The sequence below is a fragment of the Aequorivita sp. 609 genome, from assembly GCF_014212065.1.
Lineage (GTDB): Bacteria > Bacteroidota > Bacteroidia > Flavobacteriales > Flavobacteriaceae > Aequorivita > Aequorivita sinensis.
This window is the reverse complement of the sequence record NZ_JACJVM010000006.1, coordinates 1-15,971: the sequence shown is the minus strand read 5'-3', so window position 1 is coordinate 15,971 and position 15,971 is coordinate 1. Positions and strand designations below refer to the sequence as shown.

At 34.3% G+C, this 15,971-nt stretch carries 12 protein-coding genes; 9 read left to right on the top strand and 3 right to left on the bottom strand.

Features of this window, described 5'->3' with window-relative positions; translation table 11 throughout:
• The first annotated feature begins 91 nt into the window (after positions 1–91).
• The 5 genes from H4O20_RS03425 (at position 92) to H4O20_RS03405 (ending at position 9,146) form a co-directional block, all read left to right on the top strand.
• Positions 92–2,407: a T9SS type A sorting domain-containing protein gene (locus H4O20_RS03425; protein ID WP_185098294.1), complete on the top strand. Its 2,316-nt coding sequence runs from the start codon at positions 92–94 to the stop codon at positions 2,405–2,407.
• 22 nt (positions 2,408–2,429) lie between these two features.
• Complete coding sequence (locus tag H4O20_RS03420) at positions 2,430–3,932, top strand: T9SS type A sorting domain-containing protein (protein ID WP_185098293.1); 1,503 nt, start codon at positions 2,430–2,432, stop codon at positions 3,930–3,932.
• A 286-nt stretch (positions 3,933–4,218) separates the two neighbouring features.
• A complete protein-coding gene (locus H4O20_RS03415; RefSeq protein ID WP_139855475.1) occupies positions 4,219–6,723 on the top strand; it encodes a sodium-translocating pyrophosphatase in 2,505 nt (834 codons plus the stop codon).
• A gap of 153 nt (positions 6,724–6,876) precedes the next feature.
• Positions 6,877–8,142, top strand: a complete 1,266-nt coding sequence (locus H4O20_RS03410; RefSeq protein ID WP_139855476.1) for an MgtC/SapB family protein — start codon at positions 6,877–6,879, stop codon at positions 8,140–8,142.
• 8 nt (positions 8,143–8,150) lie between these two features.
• A complete protein-coding gene (locus H4O20_RS03405; RefSeq protein WP_139855477.1) occupies positions 8,151–9,146 on the top strand; it encodes an App1 family protein in 996 nt (331 codons plus the stop codon).
• Between the two features lie 9 nt (positions 9,147–9,155).
• Here H4O20_RS03405 and H4O20_RS03400 read toward each other — a convergent pair whose 3' ends face one another.
• Both H4O20_RS03400 and H4O20_RS03395 read right to left on the bottom strand, forming a co-directional pair.
• The gene (locus H4O20_RS03400) at positions 9,156–9,770 is read right to left on the bottom strand and encodes a deoxynucleoside kinase (protein ID WP_139855478.1); all 615 of its coding nucleotides are present in this window, start codon (positions 9,768–9,770) and stop codon (positions 9,156–9,158) included.
• Between the two features lie 5 nt (positions 9,771–9,775).
• Positions 9,776–10,573: a hypothetical protein gene (locus H4O20_RS03395; protein WP_185098292.1), complete on the bottom strand. Its 798-nt coding sequence runs from the start codon at positions 10,571–10,573 to the stop codon at positions 9,776–9,778.
• Positions 10,574–10,747: 174 nt separating this feature from the next.
• Between H4O20_RS03395 and H4O20_RS03390 the strand changes: the two genes are divergently transcribed.
• The 4 genes from H4O20_RS03390 to H4O20_RS03380 all read left to right on the top strand — a co-directional run bounded on the left by H4O20_RS03390 (position 10,748) and on the right by H4O20_RS03380 (position 15,285).
• Entirely contained in the window at positions 10,748–11,629 is an 882-nt protein-coding gene (locus tag H4O20_RS03390) for a GLPGLI family protein (RefSeq protein ID WP_139855480.1), read from the top strand.
• A gap of 201 nt (positions 11,630–11,830) precedes the next feature.
• Entirely contained in the window at positions 11,831–14,590 is a 2,760-nt protein-coding gene (locus tag H4O20_RS03385; protein ID WP_185098291.1) for a carboxypeptidase-like regulatory domain-containing protein, read from the top strand.
• An 81-nt stretch (positions 14,591–14,671) separates the two neighbouring features.
• A complete protein-coding gene (locus H4O20_RS15240; RefSeq protein ID WP_306785638.1) occupies positions 14,672–14,821 on the top strand; it encodes a hypothetical protein in 150 nt (49 codons plus the stop codon).
• Positions 14,794–15,285, top strand: coding sequence for a DUF4230 domain-containing protein (locus tag H4O20_RS03380; protein WP_345742669.1), 492 nt, complete (start codon positions 14,794–14,796; stop codon positions 15,283–15,285). Before H4O20_RS15240 ends, H4O20_RS03380 begins: the two co-directional genes overlap by 28 nt.
• A gap of 150 nt (positions 15,286–15,435) precedes the next feature.
• On the opposite strand, the gene H4O20_RS03375 is transcribed toward H4O20_RS03380, so the two are convergent.
• Complete coding sequence (locus H4O20_RS03375; protein WP_221442702.1) at positions 15,436–15,834, bottom strand: integrase core domain-containing protein; 399 nt, start codon at positions 15,832–15,834, stop codon at positions 15,436–15,438.
• Positions 15,835–15,971: the final 137 nt, after the last annotated feature.

Below are 15,971 nucleotides of genomic sequence, written 5' to 3'. Positions count from 1 at the left end.
TTACCGCTATTGTCACAAAATGTCACGCTTAGTTTTACGTGGTAAATATGTATAAACCTATATTTACGCTATAACTAAAACTCCAAATTTTATGAAAAAAATCTTCATTCTTATTACACTATTATTCTTAACATTTTCGCAAGTTGCAAACTCTCAAATAAGTTTTTCAGCAAATGAAGAGTACGGTCAAATATATGATGTGATATTTGACCCAATAGTGGAAGGCACAATTTACGCTAGAACAGTCGGCAATCACATTTTAAAATCAGAGGATAACGCTACAAGTTGGGATATACTTTATAGCGACCCAATGGATAAACATTGCACCTTAAGTAACTTAAAACTCCTTAATAACGGACAAAATTTAAGCTTCATTGTAAAAGCTGAGGGTACAGATTACAATAAAGTGATTGTTATTAAAAATACCGATGGAACAATAGAAAAAGTATACAATGTTCCAAATCCTCAAGAATCGGATGTGCTAATTGCAAGTTATGATATCTATGAAGCCGATAATGATATTTCAATTATTCATACAACCTATACTGAGAATTTCGGATTTAAAAATGAAGTATTTAGAACTATAGATGGTGGTGCAAGCTGGCAAAGCATCTATTATAGTGGAGATAACAGGGAAGTTGCTATAAATAACATTGCAATATCTCCAGATAATCCTAACAAAATATTTTTAATGCGTGGTGTTTCTACGGGTAGTGATATAGGAGGATTGTTTATAAGTGAAGATGGTGGGGTGAACTGGGAAGAAAAAATCCCTGGAAACACTTATAGTGCAATCGAATTTAATCCAAATGACCCTAATGATATTTTACTAGGAACTTTTTATGGATATGGCACACACACAGAAAATTTATATCGATCGCTTGACGGTGGTGATACTTGGAATATACTTCCTATAACTTATAATAGTATGTCCAATAACAACATAAACTATATTAAGTTTAATCCACAAAACACTGACAATATTCTTGTTTTAGAAGAAAACGAAATAATCATAAGTAATGACAATGGAATCACATGGCATAATGAAGTATTCACAGAAATTGATCCAGAAAACTATTACTTTGGTTTAACAGCCTCATTTAATCCTTTTGAAACAAATGAGATAATTATTTCTGCAAACTTCTATCCATTTCGATCAACAGATGGAGGATACACACTTGAAAAGCTTACTAATCAATTTGTAAATAGCACCGGACGTATTGACTCTTATTTTAAAGGCGGAGAAAACCATCTTTATTATGGCATACGAAATGGTTTTATACATAGAAATGTAGATTCAAATATTGAAAACGGTTATAGAATGCGTCCTTTAAATAACACTTTTGGATCAACCACTTTCCCTTATTCAGACAAAGAAGTAGCAGGTCGAATTTTCAATAGTAGCAGAGCTGGAATGAATTCATATTTAGAAATGAGTACAGATCATGGTGAAAATTATGAAACTATATTAACTAGTATGATGTTTCTAAATATTTATACCCTTGCTACAGACCCAAATAATACAAGTTTAATTTGGTTTTCATTTGGAGAAAATATTTTTACTATAGATGTATCAGACTCTACTTCACCAATTATTAACGAAATTAGTATGCCAAATACTGATTTAAGTTATGGCATTATAATAGACCCTGATGATAGCCAGCAAGTATTAATCACTAAAGGAGTAAACACTTATAAAACAATTGATGGAGGTAGCAATTGGGAAGAAAGCTCAAATGGACTAGAAGCACTCATTCCAGGTCAGGATATGATTTTAGATGCTTCAGTTAATCCATTAAATTCAGAAGAATATCTTTTAGCCACTACTAAAGGAATTTACTTATCTAGTGATAAAGGAGATACTTGGATTCAAATTTTTGATGAGTTTGTAGAAAAAGTTTATTTTTCAGACAAAACATCGGGTCAAATAGTAGCACTCAACTATTATTCTGATGGTTTTCTATACCCTGAATCATCATCAAGAATTATCTACTCAACTGATAATGGTCTAAACTGGGAGATAATTTCATCAGAAGCTTTAGAATATCTTAATACAAACTCCTCTACTATTCAATTCTTTGAAGAAAGTGCAAATATATATTTCGGTACATTTGACCTAGGTTTGGTTGAATACACAATTGACCTCTCTGTCTTGGGAAATCAAAACAATCAAATAAAATCACAAGACATAATAATATTCCCTAATCCTACGACTCATACATTTACCGTTGAAAGTGTTGAGCAGAAAATAAAGGATATTGCTGTTTACACTTCAACAGGAAAGCAAGTTTTAAAAAGCACTAATAGTATAGATAAAATAGATGTTTCAAATCTAACACATGGATTGTACTTAGTTAAAATAACAACTAACAATGGAGCTTACTTCAAGCGCCTATTAAAAAAATAATATAATTTAAAAAGCATTTAATATGGAATCATATTTAAATTTTAAAAAGATCATTTTATATAGCTTTCTCTTATATGGAGCTGTTTCAATGGCTCAGTTCTCACAAAAAGACAAAGTAGTAAGTCAAAATAGAGAAAGTCGCGCAGAATTTGGCACATCAGTAGCTATCAAAGATAATTTTGCAATTGTTGGCGCCTCTAGAGAATCTTATGCAGAAGGTGCAGCCTATATTTATACCAAAGACAGTCAAGGAAATTGGAGTTTTACTCAAAGGATAGCAGCCAATGACCCAAATGAAGGCGCAGAATATGGAGGTGGAGTAAAAATTTCAGATGACTTTTTAGTCGTAGCTGCCGGTAGAGCCGATATAGAATCTACAGTAAGAGCTGGAGCACTTTATATTTATGACTTTCAAAATAATAATTGGGAATTTAACACAAAATTGGTTGCATCAGATTTGAGCGGAGACGCTAAGTTAGGAATGAATCCAACTTCAATTGATGTTCAGAATGAAACAATTATTGCAGGCGCACCAGGTGAAGACTCTTGGACTGGTTCAGTTTATGTGTTTAATAGAATTAATGGAAACTGGTCTGAAACTCAAAAAATAATGAGTCCTACCCCTATGGTTAATGACGCTTTTGGAATTGGAGTATCTATATCAGGTGATTATCTACTAATAGGAGCTCAGGGAGTTAACAACAGTGAAGGTTCTGCTTATTTATATATTAAAAACAACGATGGAGTTTGGGAATATGACCAAACTATTACAGCATCAGATAGTTCAAATGACAGTTATTTTGGCAGTTCCGTTAGTGTTAGTGAAAACATTATGGTTATAGGGTCATATGGTGTTAATTCAGAAAAAGGTGCTGCATATGTGTATGAGAAAAATAATCAAGGGATTTGGGAAGAGGTTCAAATATTAATCAGCAACCCTTCTAATGACTATGTTCAATTTGGATGGGATACAGCTATTCTACAAGATTATATTATTATCGCAGCTCCTCATATTTATGGTAACGAAAAAGGTGAAGTTTACTTTTATAATAAAGAAAATACAGGGTTATGGGTAGAAAACCAAATAATTCAAGGAAATGATACAGAAAGTGAAGACTTTTATGGGTGGAGCATCGCATCAAACGGCAGTGACCTAATAATTGGTTCACCTAGAGAGGATCATGATATTAATGGAAGCAACCCTATAGACGATGCTGGTTCAGCATACATTTTTGAAAACCCAAATATACTAGGTGGGTTAACAAATCTTGAAAATTATAAAAACAGCATTCGCTATTACCCAAACCCTATTCTAAATGTTTTAAAAATCAATAGTAGTACTAAGTTAATATCTAGTATCAAGTTATTTACAATAAATGGTTCGTTATTAATTGAGAAAAATGAAATTAACAACAATCTATTTAACATTGATTTCAGCAATTACAGCAATGGTTTTTATCTAATTAATGTTCTATTTGAAGATGGTACTTCTACTTATGAAAAATTAATTAAAACAAATTATTAAGCAAACAATACATTTCATATTAAGGACGTAAAACTCAAGACTATAAGGTCTTTTGTTTTTACGTCCTTTTCCTTTTTAGGCACATTTTCAAGAAACTTCAATTTCAACTTTCCATCACTTCCAGCAATTATACAAATACATAACTTTAACAGTATCAGTGAAAAAACCATAATTTTTCCATTTTATTTTTGATTTTTATACCACAAAAATAGCTGTTTTATATCCCAATCCATTTTCCTATTTTTGAGAGTAACATAATAACAACCAACCTTAAACTAAATTTTTTATGGAATCATTGATGATTTATGCGCCTATAGTTATGGCGTTATTAGGCCTTTTATTTATGGCCGTAAAACGTTCTTGGGTAATGAAACAAAACCCTGGAGATGGTAAAATGAAAGAAATAAGCGACCACATTTACGAGGGTGCTTTAGCTTTCTTAAATGCCGAATATAGATTACTCGCTGTCTTTGTTATAATAGTAAGTATCGCTTTGGCAGTTGTTTCATTCGTTGTTCCTACTACAGATATATTAATTGTTGTAGCCTTTATTTTTGGAGCTGTGTTTTCTGCTTTAGCCGGGAATATGGGAATGAAAATAGCCACAAAAACAAACGTTCGTACTACCCAAGCAGCTAAAACAAGTTTACCTAATGCGCTTAAAATATCTTTCGGCGGTGGTACAGTAATGGGACTTGGAGTTGCAGGTCTAGCGGTATTAGGACTTACCGCATTTTTCATCTTCTTCTTCCATTACTTTATGGGAGGTGTTTGGACGAACACTATGGATATGACAATTGTTCTTGAAACATTAGCTGGATTCTCTCTAGGAGCTGAATCTATCGCATTGTTTGCAAGAGTTGGTGGTGGTATTTACACAAAAGCTGCCGATGTTGGCGCCGACCTTGTTGGTAAAGTAGAAGCTGGAATCCCAGAAGATGATCCACGTAACCCAGCCACAATTGCTGATAACGTAGGTGATAACGTAGGTGACGTTGCAGGTATGGGTGCCGATTTATTTGGTAGCTATGTAGCAACAGTTCTTGCTGCTATGGTTTTAGGAAACTACGTAATAAAAGATATGGGTGGAGCTATCACCGATGCATTTGGTGGTATAGGACCAATTTTACTTCCAATGGCAATTGCAGGAGTTGGAATTATCATATCGGTTATAGGTACTATGCTAGTGAAAATAAAAAGCAATGACGCTAAGGAAGCTCAAGTTATGGGTGCCTTAAATATTGGAAACTGGGTTTCTATTATTCTTGTTGCTGTTTCGTGCTATGTTCTAGTGTTATGGATGCTTCCTGAAACTATGAATATGAGTTTCTTCGGAGAAGGACTTCAAGAAATTTCTTCAATGAGAGTATTTTATGCCACACTAGTTGGTTTAGTTGTAGGAGCAGTGATTTCATCCATTACTGAATATTACACAGGATTGGGAAAGAAACCTATTCTAAAAATAGTACAACAATCCTCAACTGGTGCAGGAACTAATATTATTGCAGGTTTAGCAACGGGAATGATTTCAACATTTCCTTCTGTAATACTTTTCGCAGGAGCAATTTGGGCTTCTTATGCATTTGCTGGTTTTTACGGAGTTGCCCTAGCTGCTTCGGCAATGATGGCTACTACCGCAATGCAGTTAGCAATTGATGCTTTTGGTCCTATTAGTGACAACGCAGGAGGTATTGCCGAAATGAGCGAGCAAGACCCTATTGTTAGAGAGCGTACCGATATTCTAGACTCAGTAGGAAATACCACTGCTGCAACCGGAAAAGGGTTTGCAATTGCTTCGGCAGCACTTACATCTTTAGCGCTATTTGCAGCCTATGTAACTTTTACAGGAATTGATGGTATTAACATCTTTAAAGCACCTGTGCTAGCGATGCTTTTTGTGGGAGGTATGATTCCAGTTGTTTTTTCGGCTTTAGCAATGAATGCAGTTGGAAAAGCAGCAATGCAAATGGTAAATGAAGTAAGACGTCAGTTTAGAGAAATTCCAGGAATTATGGAAGGTACTGGAAAACCTGAATACGACAAATGTGTGGCTATTTCAACCAAGGCTTCTTTAAGAGAAATGCTATTACCTGGTATTATGACTATTGGTTTCCCTATTGCAATTGCTTTTATTCCGATGATCTTTGGAATGAACAATATGGCGATTGCAGAAATGCTTGGTGGATATATGGCTGGAGTAACCGTAAGCGGTGTACTTTGGGCAATCTTCCAAAACAACGCTGGTGGAGCTTGGGACAATGCTAAAAAATCTTTTGAAGCAGGCGTTATGATTGACGGTAAAATGACTTACAAAGGTAGTGACGCCCATAAAGCTGCTGTAACTGGTGATACTGTAGGTGATCCATTCAAAGATACTTCAGGACCTTCTATGAATATTTTAATAAAACTAACTTGTTTAATCGGACTGGTTATCGCACCAATTCTAGGAAACCACGACAACAATGTTATTACCGCTGAAACATCGACAGAAGAGGTTTACATTATAGATGCTGAAGGCAACAAAACTGTATTAACCGATAAGCAAATAAAGTATATTGAAACAGGAAAAACCATCACTGAAGGTGACAACTTAAGAAACAAAACTGAAACGATGGTTGAGTGGTTGAAAAACGACAACAACGACCAGGTTACAGCAAATGTTACAATTACAAGAACTGTTGACGGGATAGAAAGCATAGAAACTAAAACTTTTACAGGTACTGAAGAAGAAGTTCGTTCACAATTAAAAGATGTAGATGGAATGAAAATAAAAGTGAAAGACAAAGAGTAAACCGTAACATATCATAATTAAAACGGATAATATTTTTAAAGCCTGCTAAGTTTATACGTCTTGCAGGCTTTTTTTACTCAAGCAATATTAATTTTATATTTCTGAAATCTATTTTCGGAATCCCTGATTAACTTTTATTACTTTAGTACTTATATGAATTACGAGGACATTATAACTTTAGCCATTGGGTTTGGATTAGGAATGCTTGTTGGTCTTCAACGCCAAAAAAGCGATCACGAAATGGCAGGGGTTAGAACATTTACACTCATTTCGCTAATGGGTGTTGTTTCAGCCTTTTTAGCTCGAGATTTTAACAATCCATTTATTCTTCCTGTTTTAGGAATCTGTCTTACAGCCTTATTAGTAACAGCCAATGTTATTAAGCTAAAAAAGTCTAATGAAACAGATATAGGGCAAACCACAGAGGTAGCAGCGCTACTTATGTTTGCTGTTGGAGCTTATTTAGTAATGGGTGATCGGGTAATTGCCGTTATCGTGGGCGGTTCTATAGCTATTCTACTTTACTTAAAAGAACACCTACATGGTTTTATAGAAAAACTAGAAGAAAAAGACCTTGCCGCTATAATGACTTTTGCGGGAATTTCCCTCGTAATCCTCCCTCTCCTACCCGATAAAACTTTTGGCCCTCTAGATGTTTTAAACCCAAGAAATATCTGGTTAATGGTAACCTTAATTGTAGGGATAAGTGTAATAGGCTATTTCATCTATAAATTTGTTGGTAAGAAAGTCGGCATAATCTCTAATGGAATCTTAGGAGGACTAATTAGCAGCACAGCCACAACTGTTAGTTACGCGCGAAAAACTAAAGAGACAAAATCCATTAACAAACTAGCAGCATTTGTTATTTCAGCAGCCTCTGCAGTTGCGATGGTAAGAGTATTAGTAGAAGTTGGTGTAGTTGTCCCAGAAAAATTTTCAGAACTTTTCCTACCACTTATTGCTGTATTCGTTGTTATGGCTATTATTTGTGTAGGTCTGTTTTATATCATCAGTAAAAACGGTGGAGATGATAAAATGCCTGAACCTGAAAATCCAGCACAGTTTAAAAGTGCCTTGATTTTTGGATTGCTATATGGTGCTATTCTTTTAGCTGTGGCATTCACTAAACAAGAATTTGGAAATGATGCGCTCTATGTGGTGGCTATAATTAGTGGACTTACTGATGTTGACGCGATAACATTATCTTTATCTCAAATGATGAAATCTGGAGGATTAAACACCTCTACTGGTTGGCGTTTAATATTGTTAGCTTCACTTTCTAACTTAGCTTTTAAAGGAGTTATGGCAGCAGTTTTAGGCACACGTCAATTGGCAAAATGGATAGGAATTTCCTTTGGAATCACAATTGCTTTTGGTTTAACCATAATGTGGTTATGGCCTGATACTTGGCATTTTTAAAAAAGACTATGTTTAAAAAAGACCCAATTCAGATTGTTACCTTTCGCAGTTATGGCACTGCTAACCACCTTTATGCCAAGGGTCGATCTATTCAAGATGAGGATATAGACCTAAACCAAACAGGTTTATTCAACTTATTAAGAAATAGTTGGAAGCGATTTATTACCGACAAAGTAACGAATGCCAAACTCACACTCACACTCCCTGACAATAGAACAATTTCAACTGTAACGGACAGCCAAGGTTATTTCTTAATTGATGAAACCATAGAAAATCTACTTCCCTTAACAGATGAAGAAGGTTGGATGCAATTTTCAATTTCTTTTACCGAAAATAAAAGCGGAAGAAAAATACAACAAGACAACAAGTTTAAAGGTGAAATTCTTATTCCAAAAAACACAGCGAAATACGGAGTAATTAGTGATATTGATGACACCATTCTTCACACTGGACTTACCTCTCGATTAAAATGGGCTGTAATAAAAAACACATTTTTTAAAAGTGCTGATAAGCGAATTCCGTTAAAAGGTGCCGCAGATTTTTACCAAAAATTACACGACGGAAAATCTGGAAATGATTGTAACCCTATTTTTTACGTAAGTCATAGTCCTTGGAATTTATACAATTATTTAGAAGTTTTTCTAGAGGTCAACAACTTCCATAAAGGGCCTATTCTACTGCGAGATTTTGTAAATCCTTTCGCTAAAAAATACAAAGCTGAGAAACCTCAAAAGCAAACTGAAATTATTAATATCTTAAAAACTTACCCCAAATTGCCATTTATATTAATAGGTGATAGCGGACAACACGACCCTGATATCTACCAAGAAATCACCGAGTCATATCCTGGGCGAATTTTAGCTATCTATTTAAGAGATGTAAATCGAAGGAAGAAAATGGAACGTGTAAAAAACCTTTATAAAAATTACACAAGAGTGCCTGTACTTTTAGTGGACGACACCGAAGCCGCAATTAATCACGCAAAAGATCAAGGGTTTATATAAATCTTAATTTTAAAATAAGCCGTGTAGTTCAGCATCGATTTTATTAATCACCTCTCCAAGATGTTCCTGATTATCTACAAAGTCTAAATCATCAACATCTAATATAATAAGATTTCCCTTATCATAACCGTGAATCCAAGCTTCATAGCGCTCGTTTAACCGGCTTAAATAATCTATGCTAATTGAATTTTCATAATCACGACCGCGTTTGTGAATTTGTTTCACAAGGTTTGGAATACTACTACGCAGATATATCAATAAATCTGGCCCTTCGGTAACACTCTCCATAAGTTCAAAAAGCGATCTGTAATTTTCGTAATCACGATTAGTCATTAAGCCCATCGCGTGAAGGTTGGGTGCAAAAATATATGCATCCTCATAAATAGTTCTATCTTGAATTACACTCTTTCCCTTTTCACGAATATCTAATATTTGGCGAAAACGACTATTCAAAAAGTAGATTTGAAGATTAAAAGACCAACGCTCCATCTGATTGTAAAAATCATCTAAATACGGATTGTCTTCCACATCTTCATAATGGGGTTGCCACTTGTAATGTTTTGACAATAACCTTGTAAGCGTAGTTTTACCTGAACCTATATTTCCTGCAATTGCAACGTGCATATTATTTAATTCTTTGGGATAGTTAGTGAAAAGATGTGCAAATATTTGCCGTCATAAATATAAAGCAAATCATTAGTAAGCTGCAAGTCTTTAATATTCATTTCTGCCACATCTAACTTTACGGTTTCTCGTGGTTTATCACCATTCCTTTTTGCAAAATCGGGAATGTAATAAAGCGTATTCTCCTTTAGTGCAATCAAGTTTTCATTTTGTTGAACGATTTTTTCATATTCTTCTGAAGGAGCTTCATTGAGAATACTTCCGTATATATTAAAAGCGCGTAATTTCTTTTCGGTTAAAGTGAAACAATAATTAAAATTACTCGCCTGAGACACTAGTTTTCCAGGAAAAGGTTGTGATACCACAGTTTGCATTTTAGAACCGTAATTGTACAGCTCAAGTTGCTGCGTATCTACATTAAAAACCCACAAACTATTGCTACCTGCATTTGTAGCAGTACTAACATTCAAAAATTGCGGCAAATTATTAAAACTAATTCTTTGAATTTCACTTAACTTATTATCGAGTAAAACCACTGTATTGGTGTCTTGAAAAAACACAACAACTTTTAAAGGGTTTATAATATCAACTGATGTAATTCTCCCCAACTGAAGATCGTTGAACTTAAAATTCCCATCAGCTCCCCTCTTGTTTAGAACACGATCTTTAATAAAATAGGTATTCTTGTAGTTGTCTACTCCAATAAACCTATCAGCACCTAACGGAGTCTTACTCTCTAAGTTTAAACTTTGAGCAATACTAAATTGACCAATTAGTAAAAAGAATATTAGAAGTGGTTTCATAAAGTTGGCAAGTTACAAAATGTGGTGATACCCTAAAACGTAAAATTATGTAACACATTATACATTCACTCGTCTTAGTATTAGTGAACTATAGTTTGTTGTATTTAAATATATTATTTTTAAGCAATTTACTTCATGTTCATTAACTTTAAACTTACCCTTAATTACAATTTTATGATACGATATATTTTAATTTTTCTCCTTTTATTTTCGGTTTCTTTAAACGCACAAAGTATAAGTGGGCAAGCTTTTTACGAATCTAAAACAACTGTAGACTTAGATGAAATGGGAGCTGGCAGACGCGAAATGACTGAGGAAATGAAAAAAATGGTTTCTCAGATGATGAAAAGCGCATTAGAGAAAACCTACATCCTCACTTTTACAAAAGACGAATCTATTTATAAAGAAGAAGAAAAACTTGATGCAACACCAATTAACCCAGGCTTCAGAATGATGATGAATAGCTTTACTCCTGGAAGTCAATACAAAAACCTAAAAACAGGACAAATTGTAGAGGAAAATGAATTCTTTGGAAAACAATTTTTAGTGACAGACTCTATAAAATCGTTGGATTGGCAGATGACGAAGGATACTAAGCAAATAGGACAGTACACCGTATTTAAAGCTATTGCCATGAAAAAAGTTGACCCAACCGATTTTAGTATGGCTCGTCCAAAACGCGACAGAAAAGGTAAAGATGAAAAGGAAAATACTGAAGTTGAAAAAGATTCTACAAATTTTGACGACCCAATGGATATGATTGAAATTCCTGAAGAAATCGAGGTTACTGCTTGGTTTACACCACAAATCCCTGTAAGTAATGGCCCTGGAGAGTTTGGAGGATTACCTGGCTTAATTATGGAGTTGAACGTTTATAGAACCACATTGCTATGTTCAAAAGTTGTAATAAACCCAAAATCTGCCGAAAAAATTGAAGCTCCTAAAAAAGGAAAGAAAGTAACTCGTGAAGAATACATCAAAATTGTACAGGAAAAAACTGAAGAGTTGCGTGAAAATTTCCAAAACAGAGGTGGAAGACGTGGCGGTGGATTCTAGGAGAAAACGTAATTGAAATCGAAATCGAAATTGAAAATCTGTTTCACGCGGAGAGCGCAAAATTTTTCGCAGAGCACTTATAGAGATAACGATTTCTCTGCGTTCTAAGCGATAAACACTGCGGCCTCTGCGAGAAAAAACAAGCAAAATTGAACTTTAGAATTATTAAAATTACTGTCGAAAACAGTATAAAACCAACCAATGAACAAAATCTTCACCTTCATTTTAATAATGCTCTCCATTTCACTTTCAGCGCAAAGCATCAAAGTAAAAGGAACCATTAAAGATAGCCTTGGCAATCCCTTGGAATTTGCAAATGTAATTGCTAGTGTTAAAACTACAGGTGAAACAGAGTCCTATGGAATTACAAATCATCAAGGTCGCTACCAACTCGATCTTCCAAAAGGAAATACTTACACTTTAACCGCAAGCTTTTTAGGATATGAAACCAAAAAACAAACAGTTTCCGTTCCTTCTGAATCAGAAAACATCGATTTAAATTTTATTTTAAATCCGCAGGAAAATCAGTTGGACGATGTAGAAATTGTTTACGAAATGCCTGTAACTGTAAAAGGCGATACCATCGTTTACAACGCAGATAGTTTCACAAATGGCAATGAACGCAAGCTCGGAGATGTCATGAAAAAACTTCCCGGTGTGGAGGTTAATGATGATGGCGAAATTCAGGTAGAAGGAAAAACTGTTACCAAAGTAATGGTTGAAGGAAAAGATTTTTTTGACGGCGATAGTAAACTAGCTACCAAAAACATTCCGGCCGATGCTGTAGACAAAGTAGAAGTACTTCGAAATTACAATGAAGTGGACCAAATGCGTGGACTTGGGAACGATCGAGATAATGTTGCGATTAACATAAAATTAAAAGAAGGAAAGAAAAACTTTTGGTTTGGAGAAGTCACTGCAGGTGCAGGAATTGCTGATGAATACGGTGAAGATAGCGGCCGTTATTTGGTTCATCCAAAATTATTTTACTACAGTCCCAAATACAGTATTAACCTAATTACCGATTTTAATAATATTGGAGAAGTTCCTTTTACCTTTCGCGACTACTTCAATTTTACTGGCGGTTTTAAAAATTTCAACCGAGGAGGTGGAACTAGTTTTAGAATTAGCGATAGCGACTTAGGTTTTGCTGTTTCTCAAAACGACAGAGCTAAAGCTATAGACGCCAAGTTTGTAGCTGGAAATTTCAGTTATGCTGTAAATGATAAATTAGACATCAGTGGTTTCGGGATTCTAAGTGACAATAAAACGAATATTGTAAATAATAGCATCAGCCAGTACATTCTTACTGGAATTACCGAAAATACAAATACCAATAACGATCAACGCAATCAATTGGCTATGCTAAAACTGAGTAGTGTTTATAAACCTAATACAAATTTTCAGATGGATTATGACGCCTTGGTAAAAACTTCAAAACAAACGCAAGACGACGCAACGCTTTCAATAGTTGGCGGTAACCAAAATGATATTTCTGAAGCAAAAGAAAACAAGCCTTTCTCAATAAATCAAAACGCGAATGCTTATTTCACTTTAAATGATAAAAACATATTTGCTGCAGAAGTTCAACATTTATATCAAAATGAAGATCCATTTTATCAAGCAGTTCAGGATTCAATTCCATTTCGAGGGGTATTTACTACTATTAATCCACTAGACCCTTTTAATAGTGATGCCGATACATTCAATCCTTTGGAACAATCGGAACGCTACAACATTAACCAAAACAAAACTGTAAAAAGTCATAAGCTCGATGCAAAAATTGATTATTACTATGTTTTGAACAATGTCAGCAACCTCAACTTCACCCTTGGAACCACTTATAGCAATCAGAAATTTAACTCAGATATTTTTCAAATTTTAGATAATGGAAATCAAAATAATTTCACTGAAAACGATTTTAATAACGATGTAAACTATACTTTCTCAGATGTATTTTTCGGACTTCATTATAAATTAAAATCGGGGAAGTTTATTTTCACACCTGGGATTACATTTCATAATTACAACTTGAAAAACGAGCAATTAGGAACAACCTCAACTCAAAATGACTGGATGGTATTACCAGATGTAAATGTTGTTTTAGAACTTAAGAAAAGTGAGAATATACGTTTTAACTATGCGATCACTTCAGAATATAGCGATGTGAATAATTACGCACAAGCCTACGTTTTTAACAATTACAATAGACTTTTCCGCGGAAATAGAGAGCTAGAAAACTCATTATCGCATAGTTATAATTTAACATATTTTAGCTTCAATCTTTTTAATTACACAAATATTGGTGGGAATTTAAGCTATACTCGACGTATTGATGCTATAAAAACCAGCACTCAACTAGCAGGAATTAATCAAGTAAGTAGCCCAGTTAATTTTGATAGTAATTTTCCAGATGAAACTTTTTCAGCCGTTGGTAGGTTTAGCAAAAGAGTAAAGAAAATTCAATTTAAATTGGATGCTGCATTATTCTTAACCAAAACAAACAACACCATCAACAATGGAATTCAAGAAAGTCAGAGTTTTACTCAAAATTACAACATAAGTGCGTTGAGTAATTTTAAGAGTTTTCCAAATTTTGAAGTTGGTTATCGTTTCATTAAAAACGATTATGACAATGGAGGAATTGAACAAACATTCTTCACCAACAAACCTTATGCAAATGTAAACCTCCGATTTTTAAAAGACTTCAACTTTTTTGCGGAATGGGATTACTACAATTACACCAACGATGCCAAAACTATTGAAAACAGTTATTCGTTTTTTAATGCTAATTTATATTACAAACACGGTGAAAGCCCTTGGGAGTTTTCTGTACAAGCAACAAATATTTTAGACACAAAATCTATTAATAATGATAGCTTTAATGATCAATTCAATACAACTTCGCAGTATTTTGTAATGCCTAGAATTGTTATGCTTGTAATTAAATACGATTTGTAATAATTAATTTTCAGTTAAACTAAAGGTTACAATTATTAACTGACACCCAATTTTTATATCTTTCCTGTAAAAATTATTTCTATGCGAAACATTCTCCTCGGTATTATCATTGCTTTTGTTATAATATTTAGTGTGCGATATTGTGATGACCGAAAGGACAATCGCGAAACCCTGCAAGCTAATACTGCACTTATTGAGAAGGAATTAAAAAATGTGGCAAACTTATTGTAACCGAAGGAAGTTACGCTCAAGTTTTTAGTTATAATGCTAGTAGAGATTTAATGTACGGCCTATTCGACGCTCGTAAAAAAGCATTGATTGTAGTAAATGCTAAAGCTAGCATAGCCTACGATTTAAGCAAAATAACATCTGAAGTTAACGAAGCGACAAAAACTGTTACTATCACGAGTATTCCCGAGCCTGAGTTATCAATAAATCCAAATATCGAATACTATGATGTAACTCAAGATTATTTAAATCAATTTACAGCTTCGGATTACAACAAAATAAAACAACGTGTAGAGAAATCGCTACGTAAGAAAATTGAAGCTTCAGAATTGCGAACAAATGCTGAAAACAGATTAATTTCTGAACTTTCGAAAATTTACATTCTTACCAATTCAATGGGGTGGACTTTGAAATACAATCAAACAGTAGTTGAAGAGGAAGAGGACCTACAACGAATCAAACTCTGACGAAATCCAATAAGAAATCGAAATTGAAATCGAAACCTGTCCGAAGGAGGATTGAAACTGGCCACAGGAGATTGAGATCAAAATTGAATAACGATTATTAACTCCCTTACGCGCCATTGTATATCCCTGATTAGTGTTGACCGTTATTTATTAATTTAGATTATCAAAAATAGTCATCAATTTTCTTTCTTGAGGCCTCAAGAAAGAAAATTGATTTATGAACTTCTCAGGGCTCATTCTGTCGTTATTGTTATGTAATCTTTTACTGTTGTAATTCTTGACCGCTTTTGCCGTCATTCTTTTTAACTGGATAAATGTCTGTGGCTTCCAATGATCAAGATATTCCTCTTTTATGGTTCTATTGATACGTTCAGCATAGGCATTGTCATGGGCTGAGAGTGCCATACTTATTTGGCTTCCATTTTCCCTTAAAAGATCAATATATCCCTTGTAGGTATACTGACTCCCCCGATCACTGTGGTGTACCAGAGGGGCGTCGTTTTCTTTCAATGCCATATTCAATGCATCCATATTTGCCTGTGCCCTCATATTATCAGAGACTTTTTATCCTACGATCTTCTTGGTATAGACATCTATTATAAAAACTGCATAATAATGCTTGTTGCCAATAGGTATGTAAGTAATATCAGACTGCCATACCATTGATGGTCGGTCAACCTCCATCC